The sequence below is a fragment of the Streptomyces sp. H39-S7 genome (genome assembly GCF_027158205.1).
Lineage (GTDB): Bacteria > Actinomycetota > Actinomycetes > Streptomycetales > Streptomycetaceae > Actinacidiphila.
On sequence record NZ_JAPVLU010000038.1, the window covers coordinates 20,622 to 41,348 of the forward strand.

24 protein-coding genes are annotated in these 20,727 nt (G+C 69.7%); 13 read left to right on the forward strand and 11 right to left on the reverse strand.

What is annotated here, in order from left to right; translation table 11 throughout:
* Nucleotides 1-56: 56 nt before the first annotated feature.
* The 5 genes from O3X23_RS30425 to O3X23_RS30445 all read right to left on the reverse strand — a co-directional run bounded on the left by O3X23_RS30425 (nucleotide 57) and on the right by O3X23_RS30445 (nucleotide 3,084).
* Nucleotides 57-245: an FxLD family lanthipeptide gene (locus O3X23_RS30425; protein ID WP_269275175.1), complete on the reverse strand. Its 189-nt coding sequence runs from the start codon at nucleotides 243-245 to the stop codon at nucleotides 57-59.
* A 73-nt stretch (nucleotides 246-318) separates the two neighbouring features.
* Nucleotides 319-1,545: a methyltransferase, FxLD system gene (gene fxlM, locus O3X23_RS30430; protein ID WP_269275177.1), complete on the reverse strand. Its 1,227-nt coding sequence runs from the start codon at nucleotides 1,543-1,545 to the stop codon at nucleotides 319-321.
* 131 nt (nucleotides 1,546-1,676) lie between these two features.
* Nucleotides 1,677-2,123, reverse strand: a complete 447-nt coding sequence (locus O3X23_RS30435) for a DUF6302 family protein (RefSeq protein WP_269275179.1) — start codon at nucleotides 2,121-2,123, stop codon at nucleotides 1,677-1,679.
* Entirely contained in the window at nucleotides 2,120-2,596 is a 477-nt protein-coding gene (locus O3X23_RS30440; protein WP_269275181.1) for a DUF6415 family natural product biosynthesis protein, read from the reverse strand. Before O3X23_RS30440 ends, O3X23_RS30435 begins: the two co-directional genes overlap by 4 nt.
* Complete coding sequence (locus O3X23_RS30445; protein ID WP_269275182.1) at nucleotides 2,593-3,084, reverse strand: ATP-binding protein; 492 nt, start codon at nucleotides 3,082-3,084, stop codon at nucleotides 2,593-2,595. Before O3X23_RS30445 ends, O3X23_RS30440 begins: the two co-directional genes overlap by 4 nt.
* A 435-nt stretch (nucleotides 3,085-3,519) precedes the next feature.
* Here O3X23_RS30445 and O3X23_RS30450 point away from each other — a divergent pair, with 435 nt between their 5' ends.
* Entirely contained in the window at nucleotides 3,520-4,857 is a 1,338-nt protein-coding gene (locus tag O3X23_RS30450; protein ID WP_269275183.1) for a DNA-binding protein, read from the forward strand.
* Here the strand turns inward: O3X23_RS30450 and O3X23_RS30455 are convergent.
* On the reverse strand, nucleotides 4,840-5,865 hold the full coding sequence (locus O3X23_RS30455; protein WP_269275184.1) for an NAD-dependent epimerase/dehydratase family protein: 1,026 nt from the start codon (nucleotides 5,863-5,865) through the stop codon (nucleotides 4,840-4,842). The two genes, O3X23_RS30450 and O3X23_RS30455, sit on opposite strands and share 18 nt — an antisense overlap.
* 64 nt (nucleotides 5,866-5,929) lie before the next feature.
* Nucleotides 5,930-6,517 (reverse strand): hypothetical protein, encoded by a 588-nt coding sequence (locus O3X23_RS30460; RefSeq protein WP_269275187.1) that lies wholly within the window; start codon nucleotides 6,515-6,517, stop codon nucleotides 5,930-5,932.
* A gap of 638 nt (nucleotides 6,518-7,155) precedes the next feature.
* Here O3X23_RS30460 and O3X23_RS30465 point away from each other — a divergent pair.
* The 8 genes from O3X23_RS30465 to O3X23_RS30500 all read left to right on the forward strand — a co-directional run bounded on the left by O3X23_RS30465 (nucleotide 7,156) and on the right by O3X23_RS30500 (nucleotide 13,198).
* On the forward strand, nucleotides 7,156-7,467 hold the full coding sequence (locus O3X23_RS30465; protein ID WP_269275189.1) for a helix-turn-helix transcriptional regulator: 312 nt from the start codon (nucleotides 7,156-7,158) through the stop codon (nucleotides 7,465-7,467).
* Between the two features lie 51 nt (nucleotides 7,468-7,518).
* Nucleotides 7,519-8,814 carry a tyrosine-type recombinase/integrase gene (locus tag O3X23_RS30470; protein WP_269275191.1) on the forward strand — a complete coding sequence of 432 codons (1,296 nt, stop codon included), beginning with the start codon at nucleotides 7,519-7,521 and terminating at the stop codon, nucleotides 8,812-8,814.
* Between the two features lie 54 nt (nucleotides 8,815-8,868).
* On the forward strand, nucleotides 8,869-9,690 hold the full coding sequence (locus tag O3X23_RS30475) for a HipA family kinase (RefSeq protein ID WP_269275193.1): 822 nt from the start codon (nucleotides 8,869-8,871) through the stop codon (nucleotides 9,688-9,690).
* Nucleotides 9,687-10,085 (forward strand): DUF3037 domain-containing protein, encoded by a 399-nt coding sequence (locus O3X23_RS30480; RefSeq protein ID WP_269275195.1) that lies wholly within the window; start codon nucleotides 9,687-9,689, stop codon nucleotides 10,083-10,085. Before O3X23_RS30475 ends, O3X23_RS30480 begins: the two co-directional genes overlap by 4 nt.
* 139 nt (nucleotides 10,086-10,224) lie before the next feature.
* Nucleotides 10,225-10,986, forward strand: a complete 762-nt coding sequence (fabG, locus tag O3X23_RS30485; protein ID WP_269275197.1) for a 3-oxoacyl-ACP reductase FabG — start codon at nucleotides 10,225-10,227, stop codon at nucleotides 10,984-10,986.
* 23 nt (nucleotides 10,987-11,009) lie between these two features.
* Nucleotides 11,010-11,774, forward strand: a complete 765-nt coding sequence (locus O3X23_RS30490) for an SDR family oxidoreductase (protein ID WP_269275199.1) — start codon at nucleotides 11,010-11,012, stop codon at nucleotides 11,772-11,774.
* Between the two features lie 167 nt (nucleotides 11,775-11,941).
* Nucleotides 11,942-12,619 carry a uracil-DNA glycosylase gene (gene ung, locus O3X23_RS30495; protein WP_269275307.1) on the forward strand — a complete coding sequence of 226 codons (678 nt, stop codon included), beginning with the start codon at nucleotides 11,942-11,944 and terminating at the stop codon, nucleotides 12,617-12,619.
* Nucleotides 12,620-12,748: 129 nt separating this feature from the next.
* Nucleotides 12,749-13,198, forward strand: a complete 450-nt coding sequence (locus O3X23_RS30500; protein WP_269275309.1) for a hypothetical protein — start codon at nucleotides 12,749-12,751, stop codon at nucleotides 13,196-13,198.
* Here O3X23_RS30500 and O3X23_RS30505 read toward each other — a convergent pair.
* Nucleotides 13,186-13,620 (reverse strand): hypothetical protein, encoded by a 435-nt coding sequence (locus tag O3X23_RS30505; protein WP_269275201.1) that lies wholly within the window; start codon nucleotides 13,618-13,620, stop codon nucleotides 13,186-13,188. The genes O3X23_RS30500 and O3X23_RS30505 overlap by 13 nt on opposite strands.
* 245 nt (nucleotides 13,621-13,865) lie before the next feature.
* Here O3X23_RS30505 and O3X23_RS30510 point away from each other — a divergent pair, with 245 nt between their 5' ends.
* Nucleotides 13,866-14,765, forward strand: coding sequence for a Gfo/Idh/MocA family protein (locus O3X23_RS30510; protein ID WP_269275311.1), 900 nt, complete (start codon nucleotides 13,866-13,868; stop codon nucleotides 14,763-14,765).
* Here O3X23_RS30510 and lnt read toward each other — a convergent pair.
* The 3 genes from lnt to O3X23_RS30525 all read right to left on the reverse strand — a co-directional run bounded on the left by lnt (nucleotide 14,737) and on the right by O3X23_RS30525 (nucleotide 17,983).
* Nucleotides 14,737-16,257, reverse strand: a complete 1,521-nt coding sequence (gene lnt / locus O3X23_RS30515) for an apolipoprotein N-acyltransferase (RefSeq protein ID WP_269275203.1) — start codon at nucleotides 16,255-16,257, stop codon at nucleotides 14,737-14,739. The genes O3X23_RS30510 and lnt overlap by 29 nt on opposite strands.
* A gap of 124 nt (nucleotides 16,258-16,381) precedes the next feature.
* On the reverse strand, nucleotides 16,382-16,978 hold the full coding sequence (locus tag O3X23_RS30520) for a histidine phosphatase family protein (protein WP_269275205.1): 597 nt from the start codon (nucleotides 16,976-16,978) through the stop codon (nucleotides 16,382-16,384).
* A gap of 87 nt (nucleotides 16,979-17,065) precedes the next feature.
* The gene (locus O3X23_RS30525; RefSeq protein WP_269275207.1) at nucleotides 17,066-17,983 is read right to left on the reverse strand and encodes a hypothetical protein; all 918 of its coding nucleotides are present in this window, start codon (nucleotides 17,981-17,983) and stop codon (nucleotides 17,066-17,068) included.
* A 477-nt stretch (nucleotides 17,984-18,460) separates the two neighbouring features.
* Between O3X23_RS30525 and O3X23_RS30530 the strand changes: the two genes are divergently transcribed.
* The 3 genes from O3X23_RS30530 to O3X23_RS30540 all read left to right on the forward strand — a co-directional run bounded on the left by O3X23_RS30530 (nucleotide 18,461) and on the right by O3X23_RS30540 (nucleotide 20,539).
* The gene (locus O3X23_RS30530; RefSeq protein ID WP_269275210.1) at nucleotides 18,461-19,132 is read left to right on the forward strand and encodes a polysaccharide deacetylase family protein; all 672 of its coding nucleotides are present in this window, start codon (nucleotides 18,461-18,463) and stop codon (nucleotides 19,130-19,132) included.
* A 140-nt stretch (nucleotides 19,133-19,272) separates the two neighbouring features.
* Nucleotides 19,273-19,770, forward strand: coding sequence for a VOC family protein (locus O3X23_RS30535; RefSeq protein ID WP_269275212.1), 498 nt, complete (start codon nucleotides 19,273-19,275; stop codon nucleotides 19,768-19,770).
* 334 nt (nucleotides 19,771-20,104) lie between these two features.
* Nucleotides 20,105-20,539, forward strand: coding sequence for a subtilase-type protease inhibitor (locus O3X23_RS30540; RefSeq protein ID WP_269275214.1), 435 nt, complete (start codon nucleotides 20,105-20,107; stop codon nucleotides 20,537-20,539).
* Nucleotides 20,540-20,727: the final 188 nt, after the last annotated feature.

Below are 20,727 nucleotides of genomic sequence, written 5' to 3' on the forward strand. Positions count from 1 at the left end.
TCCCTCTGCGGTGCCCGGGACCGGGCGGGGCGCCCCGCCCGGTCCCGGGCGTCACGTCAGCCGCCGATGCAGGTGCTGTTCGAGCAGGCGGACGCGCAGGTGGACGTGCAGTTGTCGCTCGTGTCGTTCAGCAGCGAGCCCAGGACGGGGGCCGCGCCGACGGTCGACACGTCGAGGTCGAAGTCCCCGTCGGAGCGGTAATCCGTCGCCGCCTTGAGGACGGGACCGGTCTTCTGCTGTGCCATCTATGCCTCCAGAAGAGGTGGGTAGGGAGGTGTCTTGCGTGCTGTGCCGCCTGACCCTGCGCCCGAGGAGGGGCTAGGGCCAGGTGATAGTGACCCGCGTGTGCCTGCGCTCGATGCGGCGCCCAGCGGGAAGTCGGTCCTCCGGCGTGCCCACCGGGTAGACCTCGATGCGGGCGCGGTCGTTGCGATGCTCGCGGTCCCAGGTCTGGATCTCGGAGACCATGCGCTGGGCAAGCTGCTCCCCGCGCGGGCCGTGCCCGATGGCGCCCAGCTCGAAGCGGTCCTCGTCGTCCGTGGCTCGCACCGTGCGGTAGGCGAAGCTGCCGCCGTCGACGAGGGTCGGGACACCGAGGGGCGATGCAGAGGCGACCAGCCCGCGCTCGCGGGCACCGGGCTTCGCCGCCAACAGCGGCAGATTGTCCAGCGCCGTGGTCAGCCACAGGTCCAGGTGCTCATTGGACTCCATGCCGCCCAGCGTCACCCCTGACCACACCGTTGCCCGTGGCGTGAACAGCGCCTCAGACAGCGCCTTGGCGTCCGGCTCCGGGTGGCCGTCGATGCGCAGGCAGACCTCCTCGCCCTCCGTGTCGTGCAGGACGGCAAGCCGCACGCGGTTCTCTCCAGCGCCCTGCATCGGGACGAAGCCACACAGCTCGAAGCCGTCACTGACCAGGCGATCGCCCTCGCGGACGAAGGCGACGGTGCGCGTCAGGCCGCGCATCCGCAGAGGGACGACGAGCCGACCGCTTTCCTTGAGCTGCTGCATCCAAGCAGGGGGGACGTCGGCGGCTTGCACCGTGACCACAATGCGATCGAAGGGCCCGTGATCGGGAGCGCCCTCTTCCGCGTCGGCGGTGAGAACGGTGACGTTCTGGTAGCCGGCCGCCGCGAGGAAGGTCATCGCCCGGTCCGTCACCTCGGAGTCGATGTCCATCGTGACCACCCGGCCCTCCTTCCCCACCATCTCGGAGAGGTAAGCCGCGTTGGGGCCGCCGGAGCCGACCTCCAGCACGGCCATTCCGGGCTCGATCCGGGCCTGCTCGATCTGCATGGCCTGCACCCGCGGGGCCGACACTGAGCTGATGTCCACGCCGGTGGCATCCGTCTTCGTCACGGCCGCGAACTCCGCGTCGTACGACTTGGCCGGCCCCACCTCGGGGGTGGCCAGGTGCCGCGGGACGGCACGGAAGGCGGCGACGACGCGGGGGTCCCGGGCGGCTCCAAGCTCGATGAGCGCTTGCGTCATGGCATCGCGCAATCGTTGTTCGTTGGGGGCTTCTTGGCCCGGGGCGGTCGTCATGCCGGGGACGTTAACCACCAGTGATCTCCTTCGTGGCTTGCGCCATACTTCGGGCGGATTGTGCAGGGTGGCGTGGGACGCGAGGGCAAGCAGCCCGCGCCGGGTGGGTAACCACCCGCCGGTCCGATCGGTCACGTCAGGACCGGCGGGCGGTGGCTGCGGTCAGCGGCAGCAGCCAACCGGGCGGGTTGGCCTGCCTCGCGGACGACGGCCTGGCTGTAGCCGTAGAACCCGCTGCGCGCCACGTCGTCGTAGTCGCAGGCCGGCGGTTGGCCGCCCCACTCGACCACGTGGCAGGTGTCGCGGTAGGGGGAAGGCCGAACACGCAGGTTGGGGAAGCCCGGCAGGCCCTCCAAGAGGCCGCGCGTCTTCGCCGCCAGGATCAGCAGGTCGAAGGACATGTATCCGCCACGGCGCGCTCCGCCTACGGGTACGGCCAGCAACGGTGCCCGGTGGACGCAGACGGCTACGGCGTGATCAAGCAGCGATGGATCAGCGAGACGACTGGCGATGTACTCGAAGTCGTAGGCGAGCCGTGCCGGAACCAGGCGTGGGATAAGCGGGCGGATGACGGTCACGCCACCCCCTTGATGGAGTCGACCGCGACCAGCTGGTCCAGTAGTTCGCCGACGACCCATCCCATCTGCCGCAGATGCAGCACGGCGCGCCGGTAGTCGCCAGGCATCTCGCTTGCCCGCAAGGTGCGCGCCCGTTGAATGAGCGTGTCCGCGTAGGCCGACTCCTGCCAAGCCCGAGTGGACACAGCGATGTTCACGAGCCTCATGAGGTGACCGCGGGATCGCTGAACGAAGTCCTCTATGACTTCCTCGGGAGGCGCGATGTCGTCCAAGGCCGTGGCGACGTCGTCAAGGAGGTCCTCACTCTCATGCGCAGTCCAGGCCCAGCGGAGCAACAAGCCATGCACGTCGGTCAGACCAGCAGCATCCAGCGGGGGATTCCACGGGGTGACGGCAGGGGTTTCGGGTTCAGCGGGCTGCGGCCCGGTCGTCGAAGGGCACGTCAACCTGCGGTGCTGAGTCCGAACGGTCATCGGCCGGCCCCCGCAATGCTCAGCGTGCACCAGGTCGTCGTACCGTCGGCGCTGACCCCCCAGTCGTCGGCAAGGGCAGCGACGAGGAAGAGACCCCGGCCGGTCTCGCTGGAGTCGCCCGCCACACGCAGCTGCGGACGGTGGGCTGAGCCGTCGTTGACCGCGAGCAACAAGCCCTGGAGGGTGATGACGAGACGAAATTCGATCTCTCCGCCCTCGCCGTACCGCAGGGCATTGGTGACAAGCTCGCTGACCAGGAGGTTGGCGTCATCCAGAAGCGCAACAAGCCCCCAAGACCGCAACTTGGACGTACTGATGCGGCGAAGCCGTCCCACCCACTGGCCGTCAGGGTCCCGTTCGAGTGCGCCGCCATCCGCCGCGCCGTTGGAGATTCGCACCGTGAAGTCGTCGCAGATGCGCTCGCTGACATTGGGGATGTCGGCCCTGGGTGTGGAGGTGGTCGTCATGGTGTTTGCTAACCGGGTCATGAGACATGCTCCCTACGTCCAGCACAGCGCGTGCCGGGAGGGGCCACGCACATCCCGCGGCCGACCCCGCCAATCCATCCAGCCATGACCATCTCCCGTAACCCGTTACGAGTCAGCGAGAACGCGGTCGCACAGCAGTCGTTACGGGCACTGGTCACCTTGTCTCCCCGTCTTGGAAGAAGGAGCGGAAAGCGTAATCACGCCGTTCCTCTCCGTGTGGGAGCAAGAGTGTGTCGCCGGAGTGGGTATCGCCGCCATGTCTTACCGGGCATCGTTTGTTGACCCGCCGTGATCCACAGGTATCCCAGAAGTGTCGGCGGCCTATCTCTTCGGGGTGGACCATTGCGCTGCACCAAGAGGCGCAGGTAGTCCATAAGTGGGAGCCCCACGTTTGTCTGCCCTTGCGGCTGTCCACCGAGGAGCGAGGAGCCGGCCATGCCCGACGTCCCGACGTTGTTGAAGGCGCTTGTGAATGAGCGAGGCTGGAGCTATCGGGAATTCGAAAGCATGTACCAGCGCACGGCCCGACGGGTCCTCGGGCTCGAGCTGACCGTGTCGGAGCCTCAGTTCCGACGATGGACAAGCGGATCGCTCACGAAACTGCCACGCGCCGAAGCGTGCCGCGTGCTGGAAGAGATGTTCGGGGTGATGCCGGCCAGGCGGCTGTTCGCATCACCGGAGGCGCACCTTGCCGAGGTTCCCGCCACGTTCGACCTGGAAGCAGAGATCGCAATGACTGCACGTGACGCTCAAACCCGGGCTGGCGATACCGCCGCCCAGTCCGTCTCCGACATCTCCCTCGACCAGCTGCGCGAAGATGTGCTCACGCTCGCCCGCAGTTACAACGCCTTCGCGCCCGCCGATGTCTTCCACCGCGCGAAGGCGTTGCGGGACGAAGCTGAAACGCTGCGCGACCGCACTGCCGTACCCACCCAGCAACAGGAGCTGGTCATCCTCGCCGGACAGAGCTGCGCGCTGTTGGCCGCCTCAGCGTTCGACCTCGGGGCACTGGACGGAGCAAGGCGCCTGGCTCGTTCCGCCGCCCTATATGGAGAGGTCGCACGCTTCACCCCGCTGCAAGCTTTCGCCGGAGGGTCGCTCGCTTACATCGCGTATTTCAGCAACCGGCCTGCCGAGGCGGTTCGTTTCACCCAGGCAGCGCAAGCACTCGACGGGCTGGGAGATCTTGCCCGACGCCGCTTGGCGACGATCGAGGCCCGTGCCTTCGGGCACCTGGGGCACGTAGAGGCCGCTCATCGTGCCTTGCGGATCTCCGAAGCCCCTATCGGGAGCCAGGCCGATGATCTCCACGACGGCGTCGGAGGCGAGTTCGGGTTCACCGACGAGCGACTCGCCATGTCCAACGGCTCTACGTACCTACTGCTCGGCGACGGCCTGAACGCCGAAGCCGCTGCCCAGCGTGCACTGTCCCTCGTGGAGGAACGGTCCACCATCCAGCAGTCATGGCCCGTAGTGGGCGGGGCTGCCGTGAACTTGGCGAGCGCACGCCTCCTGGGCGGCGACCTGGCCGGAGCGGCAGAGGCGCTAGAGCTGGTCTGGAGTATCCCCACCCACCACCGGGTCACTGGCCTGCTGGAGCGGACCTCCCGGCTCCGTCATGCCCTGACTGCCCCCCCGTTCAGAGGGGCTGCAACCGCCGCGGCCCTGGGCGAGCGCCTGGAGGACTTCCACCGGGCCTCGGCACAGGGCACAGTGGGACCAAGCGACCGGCCAGCCCTGGAAGGGGGAGCCAAGTCAGACAAGCGTGGCTAGGATTCGAGCCTCCCTCTCGGGAGCAATGCCGTGCTCGGCCCAACGCGGATGTTCCACCGGCCGCCCATCCTGCTGGAGCCACGCCCAGGTGTCCGCCACGGTCGCAGCCAGCGGGCGGCAGCTCAGCCCCGCCGTGTAGGCGCCGGAAGAGTCGATGCGCCACACTCCCGCGTGAGTTCGCCAAAGTGGCAACTCCGTCCACTGCTTCACCCCCTGCTCGATGAGCACGGCGTCGGGTGCCCAGACCAGCTCGCCATCACTGCCGGTCGCCTCCAAGCAGGAGGTGAGGAAGCCGCCCATCGTCTCCCGCCCGACCGGCGCCGTCACGTTGTAGGTCCCACCGGTCGGCGCGGCTGCCTGGTCAACTGCGAACGCTGCGACGTCCCGCGCGTCGGCTGGTTGGATGCTCCGCATCGGATCGCCCGGAGCGAGTACTCGGCCGCCGGCCGCCGTGCGGCGTAGCCACCACGGCAGACGACCGACGTACTCACCGGGACCCAAGATCACGCCGGGTCGCAACAGCACCGCCCGATCCTTGAAGATGTCCAAAACCGCGTTCTCCGCACCGGCCTTTTGCGTGCCGTAGTGCGTATTCGGTCCATCGGCGCCTGGCGGCATGGAGCCGTAGTCGGACCCAGCATCGGCCGGACACGGCAGTACCGGCGACTGCTCGTTGAGATTTTCGTCCGGCCAGCCCTGATACACCGACACAGTGGATACGTAGACGTAGCGCCCAACCACACCGTTGAGTGTCTTGGTGCCGTCCAGAACCACTCGCGGTGGCATCTCCGACGCCGAGGTGTCTACTACGGCATCCCACGGGCCGAATTCTGTCAGGTAGGCCAGGCTGTCGCGGTCCGTGCGATCGCCGTGCACCGCAGTGACGCCCTGTGGGCTTGGCCCGGATAGGCCGCGGTTGAATGTCGTGACCTCCCAGCCGCGCCGCAGCGCCTCTTCCACAACTTCCCGTCCTAGGAACCAGGTGCCGCCCATCACCAAAAGCTTCATACGCCGATCCTGCCGTTTCGAGGTCGGGTGACGCCACTCGATGACTCGCAGCAGCACCAATGGCTCACCATCGAAGCCCACCTCCCGCACGGCCGCGCAACGTTGATCCGCGATGCTCGACTCGCGGACCCGCAGCGCGCGGCCCGCCGCCTGCACCAACCCCCCGCAGCACTACCGCGCCAGCCCCCACTGGCAGGTGCTGCATGCTGCGCTCGAACCAGCCGTCCGCACCGTCGCTGGAACCGCTGGCACGGCAGCAGTTGCCGAAGCCACCACCCGTTGCCTGCTGAACCTCCTGGGCCATCGCGGATCCAAGGGTGAACGCAGGGGCCAGGTTTGTCGAGTCCAGGCCGCCATAGTTCCGCACATCCGACACATGGTGACGGTAGGCGGAGTGGTTGTTGCGGCAGATCCGCCACGCGGTGCGGTCTGCCATGCCGGCTCCGGCGTCGCGGGCCTCGTCGGCCAGGAAGCGGTAGCCGAACGACGGGTCGTCGCGGTGTGCTGCGAACAGCGCGTGCGCGCGATGCGCCTGCTCGAACTCGGCTGCGGTCACCGGGTCGTCGAGCCAGCGGTCGTAGGGCTGTCTGGCGAGCTTCAGCACCCGGCACGCGACCGCGACGGGCACCCCGTCGCTGGCCAGCTCCTTCACGAGCGGGTAGATCCTTTTCCCGGCAGGTTCGCCTGGGGCAGGACCTCGTTCTCCTGCTCCAGCAGTCTGATCCGCCTGCGCGCTTCCCGCAGTTCCGCGCTCTCACAAATTCAACTTCAGTGGTCGTCCCGGGCTTTGTGCCGTCGTCGATGTCCGCGCGGCGCACCCACTTCCACAGTGTCATCGCGTGGACGCTGAAGTCAGCGGCCACCTGCTCGACGGTGACGGCCGGGCCGCGGTTCCTCGCGACCCGCACGACGTCCTCGCGAAACCCCTGGGGATAGGGCTTGGGTACAGCGACATCCTTCCCACCTGCCCCACAGGGCAAGCCAGTTCAGATGTCACCCGATCGTGCGGCAGACCCAAACGCTCTTGGCAGACCCTGGGTGCGCGCGTCTGCAGGGGCTCCCGCGCATCTTGCGGAGGTTGATCCGCCGACGGCAGACACATCGCGTGCCTAAAGGACTGGAACAGCGCGGCGAACCAAGCAAACCTAGAACTGCTCGGGAGGGCGGCGAAGCAAGCGCAACATAGCCGACGATCGCCGGTTAGCCAAACCGGCGTTCCTGCAGACCATTGGAGCTACTCGGGGCTGCTCATCGCCCCCCTTCGGTTCCGCCACTCGCAGAAAACTAACGATGCCTGCACGTTTTTTCCCCACCACATCTGCCGCCCCTACTCCCCAGGCCGCACCACGCGCGGCCTTCCTGAGCGTGAAGGAGGCTGCGGAGTATCTCGGCCTCTCACCGCACACCCTCTATGTCTGGCGTCACCGGCGGCAGGGACCACCGAGCTTCCGCATGGGGCCGCGAGGACGCGTCATGTATCGGCGGGAGTCCCTCTACGCCTGGATTCGTGAACAGGAGCAGGCGGACTCCCGCTCTAACACATCCCTGAACCCCCTGAGCGTTGCTCCGCAGTTTCGGTTCAGTCACACCTGCAAGGCCTGAAGCGCGGACGTCGTAGAGCGCCCTTTCCATCCGCCTCAACAAGGAGACTTTTTGGCCGGCTACGTAGAGGACCGTTGGATCAAGAAGAAGAAAGACCCGATAAGCGGGAGAAGGGAAAGAACCGCTCGTTACGGCAAGGGCAAGCGATACAAGGTCGCCGGCATAGCCGGGATCCGGGATCGGTCCTTTGACACCCTGGAAGACGCCAAGGCGTGGCTCCGTCGGTCAGCTACCGATGGGGAACGCGGGGAGTTCGTGGACCCGCGCGACGGATCCATCACTCTGGCCAACTACATCGCGCTGCACTGGGCCCCGGGCAGAGGGGGTGCGCCGAAGACCCAGCAGAACCAGGAGCGGAGAGCTCGTCTTCACATCGTTCCGCATCTGGGTCAACTGCCGCTCAGGAACATCACGGCGACGGAGCTGCGGACGTACATCGCAAAGCTGGAGGGGACCGTATCTTCGGTCGACTACCGGCGCGGCATCCTGTCGGAGCTGTCCAGCATTCTGGAGGCAGCCGTTGATGACAAGCGACTTGCGGCCAATCCCATGCATGCGAAGTCCGTGCGGTGGCCCAAGGCGCCGCGTGAGCGACGGGAGGTGTGGCCGCTGGAGAAGGCGCGTCGCGTCCGAGACGCCATCAGTCCGCGAAACCGGATATCCGTCGTGCTTGGTCTGGGGTGCGGACTTCGGCAGGGCGAAGTGTTCGGGTTGAGCCTCGAGGACATCGACTACGCGGGAGGAGTGCTCCACGTCCGCCGTCAAGTTCAGGCGATCAACGGGCGACTGTACCTTGCTCTGCCGAAGGGAAAGAAGACGCGCACCGTCGACCTCCCCTCCTCGGTGGCCGAAGAATTGAAGCTTCACGTTGCGTCGTTCCCACCGACGGAGGTGGAGCTTCCCTGGGAGAGGCCCGGGGCGGACCGGACCTCGAAGAAAGTCTCGCTTTTGCTCACCACGCGATTCGGCAATGCCGTGGCGGTGAACACCTGGAACACCTACAGCTGGAAGCCCGCGCTGGCCAAGGCCGGAATCATTCCTCCGCGGCCCCAGGGTGCGAAGCCGTGGCAGTGGGAGGCGGCGCCGAAGGACGGCTTCCATGTGCTACGTCACACATACGCCTCGATCATGTTGGAAGCGGGAGAGTCCGTCGTGACGTTGGCACGGTGGCTGGGGCACTCCTCGCCAGCTGTCACGCTTGGTTACTATGCTCACTTCATGCCAGAGGCCGGGAGTAAGGGGCGCACCGCGATCGACGAACTGCTTGAGGGGCGGGGGAGCGGCCGGGCAGCAGAAACTCCCCAGATTCTCCCCAGGGTTGATTTCGGCGAGAACCCCCAGGTATGAGCGGTTGGAGCTTGGCATGGATTGTAAGGCAAACGAGTCGGGCGGCCTGGGAATATGCTGAATGAGGTGACGGGAATCCGTTATGTGACCCCCCTGCGCGAGGGCGGCTCGGTGCCGGGGGTGGTCGAGGCCGACGACCTCGGCACGTACGTCGTGAAGTTCACCGGCGCCGCACAGGGCCGCAAGGCGCTGGTCGCCGAGATCGTGGCGGGCGAGCTGGCCCGCCGGCTGGGGTTGCGCGTACCGGAACTCGTCCGGTTCCAGTTCGATCCGGTGATCGGGCTCGGCGAGCCCGACGCGGAGATCCAGGACCTGCTCAAGTCCAGCGGCGGCCTCAACCTGGGGATGGACTTCCTGCCCGGGTCGCTCGGATTCGACCCGCTGGTCTTCGAGATCGATCCGGTCGAGGCCGGCCGTATCATCTGGTTCGACGCCCTGATCGGCAATGTGGACCGGTCCTGGCGCAATCCCAACCTGCTGATCTGGCACCGGGACCTGTGGCTCATCGACCACGGCGCCTCGCTGATCTGGCACCACAACTGGAAGACCGCCGAGCAGGCGTCGGCGAAGCCGTTCGACGCCGCCGACCACGCGCTGTCCCGCTTCTCGCCCGACCCGTCGGCCGCCGCGGCCGAACTCGCGCCCAAGGTCACCGAGGAGCTGCTGCGCGAGGTCACCGCGCTGGTGCCCGACGAGTGGCTGGCCGAGGAGCCCGGTTTCGAGGGGCCGGACGCGGTGCGCAGGGCGTACGAGCGGGTGCTGCTGGCCCGCGCGGTCGACGTGCACGAGCGGATCGTCCTCGTGGCGGGGCAGAAGCCGAAGCAGGACGCGCCGGACTGGCTGCGCACCTGGGTGGACGGGAAGGCCGCGAAGTGACCGGGTACCGGGGCAGTGGCCGTGATGTGTTCGAGTACGCGCTGGTGCGCGTCGTCCCGCGGATCGAGCGCGGCGAGATGATCAACGCGGGGGTGCTGGTCTACTGCCGCGCGCAGTCGTTCGTCGGGGCGCGGATCCACCTGGACGAGGCGCGGCTGCGCTGTCTGGACGAGGCGGCGGACGTGGAGGGGGTGCGCGCCGCCCTGCGCGGGTACGAGGGCATCTGCGAGGGCGGGGAGCGGGCGGGACAGGCGGCAGGTGACGACCCGGGACGGCGTTTCCGCTGGCTCACGGCGCCGCGCAGCACGGTGGTGCAGCCCGGCCCGATCCACACCGGGCTGACCGCGGACCCCGTGGCCGAGGTGGACCGGCTGCTCACTCTCCTGGTGCGCTGAAACACACTCGGGAGGGGTTCCGTTGACAGCGGGTCACTGGGCTCCTACGGTTTCGACAACTAACCTACTAAGCGGTTGCTCATGTGCGGAGTCCGTGCGGGATTCCGCCCGGCGCCGTATCTGAGGGCAAGGAGACTGCATGTCCACGACCGAGCAGCGCGTCGCGATCGTGACCGGGGCCGCGCGCGGCATCGGCGCCGCCACCGCCAAGCGGCTGGCGGCCGAGGGCCGCGCCGTCGCCGTACTCGACCTCGACGAGAACGCGTGCAAGGAGACCGTCGCGCAGATCACGGCGGACGGCGGCAGGGCGCTCGCGGTCGGCTGCGACGTGTCGGACGAGGCGCAGGTCGAGGCGGCGGTGGCCCGGGTCGCCGAGGAGCTGGGCGCGCCGACCATCCTGGTGAACAACGCGGGTGTGCTCCGCGACAACCTGCTGTTCAAGATGAGCGCCTCCGACTGGGACACCGTCATGAACGTGCACCTGCGGGGTGCCTTCCTGATGTCCCGCGCGGTGCAGAAGCACATGGTGGCGGCCAAGTTCGGCCGTGTCGTCAACCTGTCGTCGAGCTCCGCGCTCGGCAACCGCGGCCAGGTCAACTACTCGGCCGCCAAGGCGGGCCTGCAGGGCTTCACCAAGACGCTGGCCTTCGAGCTCGGCAAGTTCGGCGTCACCGCCAACGCCGTGGCGCCCGGCTTCATCGTCACCGACATGACCGCCGCCACCGCCGAGCGGATCGGTATGGGCTTCGAGGAGTTCCAGGCCGCCGCGGCGACCCAGATCCCCGTCCAGCGGGTCGGCAACCCGGACGACATCGCCAACGCGATCGCCTTCTTCACCGGTGATCAGGCCGGCTTCGTCTCCGGCCAGGTCCTGTACGTGGCCGGCGGCCCGCTCAACTGACGCGCATCGGAGATCTGAGCACCATGACACGTGAGATTCCCACCGACACCGGCAAGGTCGCCCTGGTCACCGGCGCCAGCCGCGGCATCGGCTACGGCATCGCCGAGGCCCTCGTGGCCCGCGGCGACCGCGTCTGCATCACCGGACGCAACGAGGACGCGCTCAAGGAAGCCGTCGAGAAGCTCGGCGCCGACCGGGTGATCGGCGTGGCCGGCAAGGCCCACGACGAGGCCCACCAGGCCGTCGCCGTCGAGCGCACCATGGAGGCGTTCGGCCGCGTCGACTACCTGGCGAACAACGCCGGCACCAACCCGGTCTTCGGCCCGATCGCCGAGCTCGACCTGAACGTCGCGCGCAAGGTCTTCGAGACCAACGTGATCTCCGCGCTCGGCTTCGCGCAGCAGACCTGGAAGGCCTGGCAGAAGGAGAACGGCGGGGCGATCGTCAACATCGCCTCGGTCGCCGGTCTCGCCCCGTCGCCCTTCATCGGCGCCTACGGCATCAGCAAGGCCGCCATGGTCAACCTGACGCTGCAGCTCGCCTCGGAGATGGCACCGGGGGTGCGGGTGAACGCCATCGCCCCCGCGGTGGTCAAGACCAAGTTCGCCGCGGCGCTCTACGAGGGCCGCGAGGAGGAGGCCGCGGCGGGCTATCCGCTCAAGCGGCTCGGGGTGCCGGAGGACATCGGCGCCGCCGCCGCTTTCCTGCTCTCCGAGGGGGCGGGCTGGATCACCGGCCAGACCCTGGTCGCGGACGGCGGGCTGTTCCTGCACGCGGGCGTCGCCTGAGCCTCGCACCCCAGCCGGGCCCGGGCTTCGGCCCGGGCCCGGCTGTGCTGTTCCCCCGGCCGGGCGACGGGCATCGTGCGCACCCGGGGAGCGCGTTGTCAGTGGGTCCCGGTACGTTCGCAGTTCCAGCAACGGATCGTGTACCGGAGGTTCCTGACGTGCCCAGCATGCTGCCCGACTCCTGGCAGGACGTTCTCGGCGAGGAGTTGGACAAGCCGTACTTCCAGCAGCTCACCGAGTTCGTCGAGACCGAGCGGGCCACGCACAAGATCTTCCCGCCCAGGGAAGAGGTCTTCGCGGCCCTGGACGCCACGCCGTTCGACAAGGTGAAGGTGCTGGTCCTCGGCCAGGACCCGTACCACGGCGAGGGGCAGGGGCACGGGCTGTGCTTCTCGGTGCGGCCGGGCGTCAGGACCCCGCCGTCGCTGCGGAACATCTTCAAGGAGATGAAGGAGGAGCTCGGCCACCCGGTGCCGGACAACGGCTACTTGATGCCGTGGGCCGAGCAGGGCGTCCTGCTGCTCAACGCGGTGCTGACGGTGCGGGAGGGCGAGGCGAACTCGCACAAGGGCAAGGGCTGGGAGAAGTTCACCGACGCGGTGATCGAGGCCGTCTCCGAACGGTCGGACCCGGCGGTGTTCGTGCTGTGGGGCAACTACGCGAAGAAGAAGCTCCCGCTGATCGACACGGAGCGGCACGCGGTGATCCAGGGCGCGCACCCCTCACCGCTGTCCGCGAAGCTCTTCCTCGGCAGCCGCCCCTTCACCCAGATCGACGACGCGGTCAAGGCACAGGGCCACGACCCGATCGACTGGCGGGTGCCCGACCTCGGCGTCCGCGCCTGACCGGGTTTCCCGGACCCTGCGGCTAGCGTCGTCAGGATCAGCGGGAACGGGAAACGGGACGCACGCGGGGCGCAGGAGGCGGCAGTGACGGATCGGGAACAGGGCTGGGGCGGCGGCCAGGACGCAGTCATGACGCGGATCGGCCAGGTCATGATGCTGCTGCACGGCGGCGACCGTGAGGAGGCCAGGGCCCGGTTCGGCCGCCTGTGGGAGGAGATCGGCGAGGACGGCGATCCCCTCCACCGCTGCACGCTGGCGCACTTCATGGCCGACACCCAGGACGATCCCGAGGACGAACTGGAGTGGGATCTGAGAGCCCTGCGGGCGGCGGACGGCCTCTGCGACGAACGTACCGGCCGCCACCAACCGTCCCTCGCCGTGCGGGGCTTCTACCCGTCACTGCACCTGAACCTCGCCGCCGACTACCTGAAGGTGGGGGAGCGCGAGCTGGCACGCAACCACCTCGTCCGCGCGCGGAACGCCTCGGGGGCGCTCGGCGACGACGACTACGGCGACGGCCTGCGGGCCGCGATCGGACGGATGGAACTGCGGCTGGACGGCTCCGGTCACCGGCCGTAGGCCTCGTGGCAGATCCGTGCCGCGTCGCTGTCCTCGGCCCAGCCGCCGTAGGTCTCGCCCAGTGCGCAGACCCCCGCCCCGCCCGGCAGCGACGCCGCGGGGCGGGGACGCGCGGCGGTCTTCGCGGCAGGCACCGCATCCTGTCCCGCGGGCGCCACCGGGGGATGCGCCCGGTGGCGGGGCCGAACGCGCTCGGGCGGCGCGGAGGCCGCGGCGGTCGGCGGATCGGTGTCCCGTTCCACCGGCACGGTCGCGAGCGACTGCAGATCCGGCTGCCGGACGGCCGTCCCGTCCTCGGGAAGGGGGAGGGCCGGTAACGCCGGCGCCGACGAGGGCTCCGGGGCGGGCTGCGAGGGCACGGTCGCACACCCGGTGACGGCCGAGGCCGCCGCAATGAGCACTACTGCTGCAAATTGACGCATTCGGGCAACTCTGCCGGTCGGCGGCACCCTTGGGTATTCCCCGCAGGAGTGACGCGGAGTGACACCGCCGGGGGGCAGCTCCCGCAGCCCCCGTATGCTGCCAGAGCACATCGGACCTTTCGTCCCGTCGCGGCGATACGGGCGCGGCAGCGCGCGGCAGCGGCGACGGACGGGGGGCGAACGAAGCAGTAGCGGTAGCGGTAGCGGCAGAACGGAAGAGGCACATGGGATCCGGCAACGCCCCCCTGAAAATCGGGGTGATCGGCCTCGGCGACATCGCCCAGAAGGCGTACCTCCCGGTACTCGCCTCCCTGCCGGGCATCGAAGTGCACCTGCACACCCGCACCCCCGCCACCCTGGACCGGGTCGGTGACGCCCTGCGGCTGCCGCACCGGCACACCGATCTGGACGCCCTGATCGGACAGGGGCTCGACGCCGCCTTCGTCCACGCGCCCACCGACCGGCACGTCGAGATCACCGAGGCGCTGATCGAAGCGCGCGTCCCGGCCTATGTCGACAAGCCGTTCGCGCCCGACCTCGCCGGGGCGCGGCACCTGGTGAACCTCGCCGAGCAGCGCCGGGTCAGCCTGATGGCCGGCTTCAACCGCCGCTACGCGCCGGGCTACGCCCAGTGCGCGGACCACCCGCGCGATCTGATCCTGATGCAGAAGAACCGGGTCGGGCTCGCCGAGGCGCCCCGCCCCGTGGTGTTCGACGACTTCATCCACGTCGTCGACACCCTGCGCTACCTCGCGCCGGGACCCATCGACCACACCGACGTCCGCGCCAAGGTCCGTGACGGACTGCTCCACCACGTCGTCCTGCAGCTGTCCGGTGACGGATTCACCGCCATCGGCACGATGAACCGGATGAGCGGCTCCACCGAGGAGATCCTCGAAGTGAGCGGCGACGACACCAAGCGCCAGGTCGTCAACCTCGCCGAGATCATCGACCACAAGGGCCAGCCCACGCTGCGCCGCCGCGGCGACTGGGTCCCGGTCGCCCGCCAGCGCGGCATCGAACAGATCATCCTGGCCTTCCTGGACGCGGTGCGCAGCGGCAAGCTGCTCGACGCACAGGACGCGCTGCTCACCCATGAACTGTGCGAGCGGATCGTCACCGCGATCGACGAGCAGACCGCCTGACGCGCAGCGAGACCTCGTACCCCGCGGCCACCACGACGAGCACCAGCGCGAGGTGCGGCACCCAGTCGCCGAACCGTACGTACGGGCTGCGGCCCGCCGAGAGCGGCACCTGGTACACCGCCGCCGTACTGGCGCTGGTGCCCAGCCACTTGCCCACCGGCCGCCCCCGGCCGTCGTAGACCGCGCTGATGCCGGTCAGGGTGGCGTGGACCATCGGGCGCCAGGTCTCCGCCGCCCGCAGCGCGGCGAGCGAAGCGTGCTGGGGCGGCGCCCAACTGCCCTGGAACGACGAGGTGGACGACTCCGCCACCAGCAGTTCCGCCCCGCTGTCGACCAGCTTCCGGCTCATGTCCGGGAAGGCCGACTCGAAGCACACCAGTGGCCCGAAGCGCAGCTCCCCGGCGGTCATGACCACCGGGTGGTCGCCGCGCCGCCGGTCCTCGCCCGCGGCCTTGCCGACCGAGGTGGCCCAGCCCAGCAGCGAGCGGAACGGGATGTACTCGCCGAACGGCACCAGGCGCATCTTGTCGTAGCTCTCGCCGGTGACCCCGTCGGGGCCCACCAGCACCGACGTCTTGGAGATACCGCGCCCGTCGGCCCGCTGGGCGTCCACGTTCACCAGGATGTCCGCGTCGATCTCCCGGGCGAGCGCGGCGAGCCGGCCGGCGAGGTCCGGCCGGGACGACAGGTCGAAGCCGACGCTGCTCTCGCCCCACACCACCAGGTCCGCACGCTGCCCGGCGAGCGTGCGCGTCAGTTCCTCCTCGCGGTCGAACCGCTCCTGCGCCCCCTCGATCACGCCCGGTTGCACCACCGCGATCCGTACCGTCCCGGTCCGCTGCGGCACCGGTGCGCCCAGCCACACGGCGGTCGTGCCGACCACCGCGGCGGCCAGCGCCGCGACGGCCGGGACGCGTACGGAAGGCACCGCGATCAGCGCGGCCACCGCCGTGTTCACCAGCACGACCAGCGCGCTGATCAGCCAGACCCCGCCGACCGACGCCAGCCGCAGCGCGGGGGCGACCTGCCACTGGCTGGCCCCCAGCAGCCCCCACGGCCCGCCCAGATACTGCCAGGAGCGCACCAGCTCGACCATCAGCCACCCGCACGGCGCCAGCACCATGGCGGCGGCCACCCGCCGCGGACCGGGCGTGCCCCCCAGCGTCCGCCGCAGCAGCCATCCCCACGGCGCCCAGAAGGCCCCCTGCAGCAGGGCCAGTACGACGAGGAAGACGTTGAGGCTCGGGAACAGCCAGTGGTGCACGGCCAGCATGAACCCCGCCCCGCCCAGCCACCCGTCGAGCGCGGCGCGGCGGCCGGTCGGCGCCGAGCGCGCGAGCAGGATCCACGGCACCAGCGCCCCGTAGGCCAGCCACCAGAGGGACGGCGCGGGGAAGGCCAGGGCAGGCAGGGCGCCCGCCGCGGCCGCGGCGAGGCCGCGTACCCAGGGCGAGGTGAGGCGGGATACCTGCCGGTCGGCTGTCGCCGTCATACCGCTCCCTTGTCCGTGTCTCCCCAGTGTCAAGGGCGCGAGCCCCCGTGCACAGAGGGCGACGTTCCGGTGACCCGGCGTGTCCCGTGCTGCCGGTCCACGGGGAGCGGGTGCCCGGCGGCGCTCAGGGCATGCGGTTCCAGGACACGAGGACCGGACGGCCGTGCTCGCTGCCGATCCGGCTGACGGTCCCGGTGGCCAGCTGGAACAGGGCGCCGTCCGCCGGCGGGAGTCCCAGCCGGCGGGCGGTCAGGACGCGCAGGAAGTGGGCGTGGGCCACCAGGACGATGTCGCCGTCGTCCGCCAGGTCGCGGAAGGCGTCGTCCACCCGGGCGAGCACCCGGTCGGCGCGGTCGCCGACCTCCTTCGGCGACTCGCCGGGGTGCCCGGGAGCGCCGGCCACGCCGTCGGTCCACAGGTTCCACTCCGGGCGCGTCCGGTGGATCTCCTCCGTGCTGACACCCTCGTAGCCGCCGTAGTCCCACTCGTGCATCTCGGGATCGCGCGTGGTGCGGGTGAGGCCCGCGAGCTCGGCGGTGTGCACCGCGCGCTCCAGCGGACTGGTCAGGACGAGCGAGATCCGGAACTCCGCCAGCAGGGGTGCCAGACCGCGCGCCTGCTCCTTGCCCCGGGCGGTGAGCGGCAGGTCGGTGTAGCTGGTGTGCTGCCCCGACGCGCTCCACTCGGTCTCGCCGTGCCGGACCAGGATCAGTTCACCCATGGGGTCCCTCTTCTCTCGACGTGCTCAACCCCCGCGACGCTACGCCCAGCGGACGCGGACGGCCGCGCACCCCCCGGTGCCGTCGTGTCAGCTTCCGGCGGGAGTGAGTTCGGCCGTCCGTTCCGGGGCCTCGGCGCCCTCCGGCTGCCCGTACCAGGCGACGGCCACCGCGCCCGTCACGGCCAGGACGAAGCCGGCGATCGCCATCCAGCCGAAGCCGTCGCGCGAGGTGTCACCGAGCCACAGCACGCCGAGGATGCCCGGCACCACGGTCTCGCCGACCACCAGCGCGGCCGTGGCGCCGTTGATCGAACCGATCTGCAGGGCCACCGTGTGCAGGTACATGCCGCCGATGCCGGCGACCAGGATGGCGTAGAGGGCGGGGTCCGCGAGCAGCGTCGGGAGGTCGAACGGGTCCACGCCGTCGAGCACACGCACGCCGACTCCCAGGGCGCCGAAGCCCAGCCCGGACAGCAGCCCGGCCAGGATCGCGCCGCGGGCGCCGAGGCGGCGCACCAGCAGGCTGCCGGCCCCGATGATCGTCACGGCGGCCACCAGCAGCCACCAGTGGGTGGCGCGCGAGGTGTGGCCGCTGCCCTCGGGGCCGGCCGCCGTGGCCAGCAGCACCAGGGCGGAGCAGACGACGCCGATGGAAATCCACTCGGGGCGGCTCAGCCGGATGCCGAGCATACGGATGCTCAGCACCGCGGTGATCACCAGGTTGGCGCTGATCACCGTCTGGGAGAGGAAGAGCGGCAGCAGCCGGGCGGCCAGCGCACCGAGTCCGAAGCCGATGAAATCCAGCACCGTGCCGAGCATGAACTCCCAGGTCACGGCGGCCTTGGCGGTGGAGGACAGGCTCGGTCCGCCGTGCTCGGTGGTGCCGGTGGTGGAGGCGGCGGCCGCCTCGCGGCGGGCGGATTTGCGGGATCCCACGGCCTGGAGGACCGACCCCGTGCCGTAGCAGGCCGATGCCGCGACGGCTGTCAGAAGGCCGATGTACACCAAGAGCTCCGTTCCCGTACCAGTTCGTCCCACTGTGTCGTGCCGGGGAGATCCTCTCCTCCGGTCTACTGGACGCGCCCTCGGAGGAGAAAGTTCCGTAAACCGGGCGCCGAATGTGGGGCCGCGGAGCACCGGCCGCCACGGCAGTCCGGCTCGGCGATCTCCTGTCGCCCCGACGCCGGTCACATCGTATGGTCATCGGAAATGGCTGGTGGCAGCCGGGCGAGTGCGTTGTGGATCATGTACGGGGGAACGATGTCGCTGGATCGCCGGGCGGTACTCACAGCCGTGGCGGGCGGGTTCCTCGCGGGATGCGCCGCCTCGCCCGATTCCGCAGGACGCCCGCGGGACCCGTCGTCCCGTCCCGGCCCGGCCACGGTCCCCACCCCGCCCCCGGCCCCGTCGAGGACCGCGTCCCCGTCGCCCAAGCCGGCTCCCCGGGTCACGCGGGCCGCGACCGTCGCCCGGTACGGCCGAATGACCCCCGCCAGCTGGGGTTTCACCCCTCCCGGGGTCGTCACCGAACTGCCGTCCACCGCCGGGCGGGCGATAGCGCTGACCTTCGACGCGTGCGGGGGACCGGGCGGCGGGGGGTACGACCGGAAGCTGGTCGACCTGCTGCGGTCCCGCGAGGTGCCCGCGACGCTCTTCCTCAACGCGCGCTGGATCGACGCCAATCGCGCGCACTTCGAACACCTCGCGAACGATCCACTGTTCGAGATCGCCAACCACGGAACGCGTCACCGGCCGCTGTCGGTGGCGGGCCGCTCCGCGTACGGGATCGCCGGGACGCGCGACGCGGGGGAGGTCTTCGACGAGGTCGCGGGGAACCAGGAGAAGCTCACCGCCCTGCTCGGCCGTCCGCCGCGCTTCTTCCGCTCCGGCACCGCGTACTGCGACGACATCGCGGCGCGCATCGTCGCCGAACTGGGGGAGCGGTTCGCCGGTTTCGGCGTCAACGCCGACGCGGGAGCGACGTTCACCCCCGCCCAGGTGCGCGCCGCCGCCCTGACGGCGACCGCCGGCTCGGTCGTCATCGGCCATATGAACCACCCCGCGGGCGGCACCGCCGAGGGCATGGCCCGCGCCCTGCCCGAGCTGCTCGCCTCCGGTCACCGCTTCGTCCGGCTCTCGGACGCGGTGCACTGACGGCGCGGCGGGAGGGATCCTCGCATGCCTGGTACTTGAACTTTCAAGGCAGTTTGCTTGAAGTTTCAACCGAGTCGGCGTACGGTCGAAAGAGTCCCGCCGGCCACGGTGCCGACCGATGTCAGACCAGGAGCGCCACCATGTCCGTACGCCGCCTCAACCACGCAGTGCTCTACATCCGCGACGTCCCGCGCGCCGTCGAGTTCTACACCGACGTCTTCGGCTTCAAGGTCGACGTGGAGATCCCCGGCCGGGCCGCCTTCCTCAGTGCCCGGGAGACCCTCAACGACCACGACCTCGGCCTCTTCGCGCTCGGCGCGGACGCCCCCGGTCCCGAGCAGGGCCGGGTCGGCCTCTACCACCTGGCCTGGGAGGTCGGCACGCTCGGCGAACTCGCTGAGGCCGCCGCCAAGCTGACGGAGCGCGGCTCGCTGGTCGGCGCGACCAACCACGGGGTGTCGAAGTCCCTGTACGCCAAGGACCCCGACGGCAACGAGTTCGAGATCATGTGGCGGGTGCCCCGCGAGGACTGGCCGGCCGGCGGCGAGCCGCAGCTGCGGGCGCTGGACCTCCAGGAGTCGCTCGACCGCTGGGGTCCGGACCTGAAGACCGGTGCGGCCGCCGGTTCGGCCACCTGATCCACCCCTCCCGTCGCTCTCCGGGGTGGCCGTCGTTCGCTCCCCGGACCCCGCCGACGACGGTTTCCGGTCGAGAGTGGTGGGCCGGGAAAGCTCAGAGTGCCGCGTCGTCCCAGCTCACGGACGTTCACCGGGGCGCGCCACGCCCGAGTGTCCGCATGCTGGACGGTTCACCCGGTGCGTTCGAAGCCCTCACTGAGCTGCCCGTATCGAACAATGAGCCATCGTGCGATCACGCACCGCGACCAGAAGTGATCGTTCGAGCTGTGGTGCGCGAAACATCTCCGCAATACTCCGTCCGTTATCCGCAACCAACGGAGAAGGAGTGTTCGGAATGCGATACACCCTAGGTGCGATCGGAGTGGGGGCCGCCCTGGCCCTCAGCTGTGCGGCGGGCACCAGTGGGACCGCCCGTGCCGAGTCAGCCCAGCCGCAGAGCCTGTACGCGCCCTCGTCGATGGTGCTGACCATCGGCAAGGGGGAGGACCCCGCGACTGCCACGATCCAGCGCGCCGCGCTGCTGCGCTGCAGCCCCACCGCCGGTGGAGACCACCCGGACCCGCGGACCGCGTGTACGGAACTGGCCCTGGCGAGCGGGAACTTCGACGCGCTGTTAGCTTCCGACCCCAACCGGATCTGCCCCAAGATCTGGGATCCGGTGGTGGTCACCGCGGACGGCGTGTGGCAGGGGCAGCGGATCTCGTACACGCACACCTACGCGAACTCCTGCGTCAAGGGGGGCGGTACCGGGCCGGTCTTCTCCTTCTGAGCCGGGGGTGAACGCCTGTGCCCAGGGGTGTCGCGGCTGTTGTGAGACCGGCCACTCGGGTCAAACCCGACAGGCTGTGTTCATCTTGCGCCGGTAACGTGCCCAAACAGACCACGTACCTCGGAGGGTAAGACATGCGTCCGTTCCTGGCCGGCACAGATCGGATCGACGCGCGCTGTGCGCCGCCG

Bases quoted from the DNA above. Each gene is read 5' to 3' on its own strand.
- O3X23_RS30425 (WP_269275175.1), bottom strand. From the start codon at position 245: ATGGCACAGCAGAAGACCGGTCCCGTCCTCAAGGCGGCGACGGATTAC.
- fxlM (WP_269275177.1), bottom strand. From the start codon at position 1,545: ATGACGACCGCCCCGGGCCAAGAAGCCCCCAACGAACAACGATTGCGC.
- O3X23_RS30440 (WP_269275181.1), bottom strand. From the start codon at position 2,596: ATGACCGTTCGGACTCAGCACCGCAGGTTGACGTGCCCTTCGACGACC.
- O3X23_RS30445 (WP_269275182.1), bottom strand. From the start codon at position 3,084: ATGACCCGGTTAGCAAACACCATGACGACCACCTCCACACCCAGGGCC.
- O3X23_RS30450 (WP_269275183.1), top strand. From the start codon at position 3,520: ATGCCCGACGTCCCGACGTTGTTGAAGGCGCTTGTGAATGAGCGAGGC.
- O3X23_RS30455 (WP_269275184.1), bottom strand. From the start codon at position 5,865: ATGAAGCTTTTGGTGATGGGCGGCACCTGGTTCCTAGGACGGGAAGTT.
- O3X23_RS30465 (WP_269275189.1), top strand. From the start codon at position 7,156: ATGCCTGCACGTTTTTTCCCCACCACATCTGCCGCCCCTACTCCCCAG.
- O3X23_RS30475 (WP_269275193.1), top strand. From the start codon at position 8,869: ATGCTGAATGAGGTGACGGGAATCCGTTATGTGACCCCCCTGCGCGAG.
- fabG (WP_269275197.1), top strand. From the start codon at position 10,225: ATGTCCACGACCGAGCAGCGCGTCGCGATCGTGACCGGGGCCGCGCGC.
- O3X23_RS30490 (WP_269275199.1), top strand. From the start codon at position 11,010: ATGACACGTGAGATTCCCACCGACACCGGCAAGGTCGCCCTGGTCACC.
- ung (WP_269275307.1), top strand. From the start codon at position 11,942: ATGCTGCCCGACTCCTGGCAGGACGTTCTCGGCGAGGAGTTGGACAAG.
- O3X23_RS30500 (WP_269275309.1), top strand. From the start codon at position 12,749: ATGACGCGGATCGGCCAGGTCATGATGCTGCTGCACGGCGGCGACCGT.
- O3X23_RS30505 (WP_269275201.1), bottom strand. From the start codon at position 13,620: ATGCGTCAATTTGCAGCAGTAGTGCTCATTGCGGCGGCCTCGGCCGTC.
- lnt (WP_269275203.1), bottom strand. From the start codon at position 16,257: ATGACGGCGACAGCCGACCGGCAGGTATCCCGCCTCACCTCGCCCTGG.
- O3X23_RS30520 (WP_269275205.1), bottom strand. From the start codon at position 16,978: ATGGGTGAACTGATCCTGGTCCGGCACGGCGAGACCGAGTGGAGCGCG.
- O3X23_RS30530 (WP_269275210.1), top strand. From the start codon at position 18,461: ATGACCCCCGCCAGCTGGGGTTTCACCCCTCCCGGGGTCGTCACCGAA.
- O3X23_RS30535 (WP_269275212.1), top strand. From the start codon at position 19,273: ATGTCCGTACGCCGCCTCAACCACGCAGTGCTCTACATCCGCGACGTC.
- O3X23_RS30540 (WP_269275214.1), top strand. From the start codon at position 20,105: ATGCGATACACCCTAGGTGCGATCGGAGTGGGGGCCGCCCTGGCCCTC.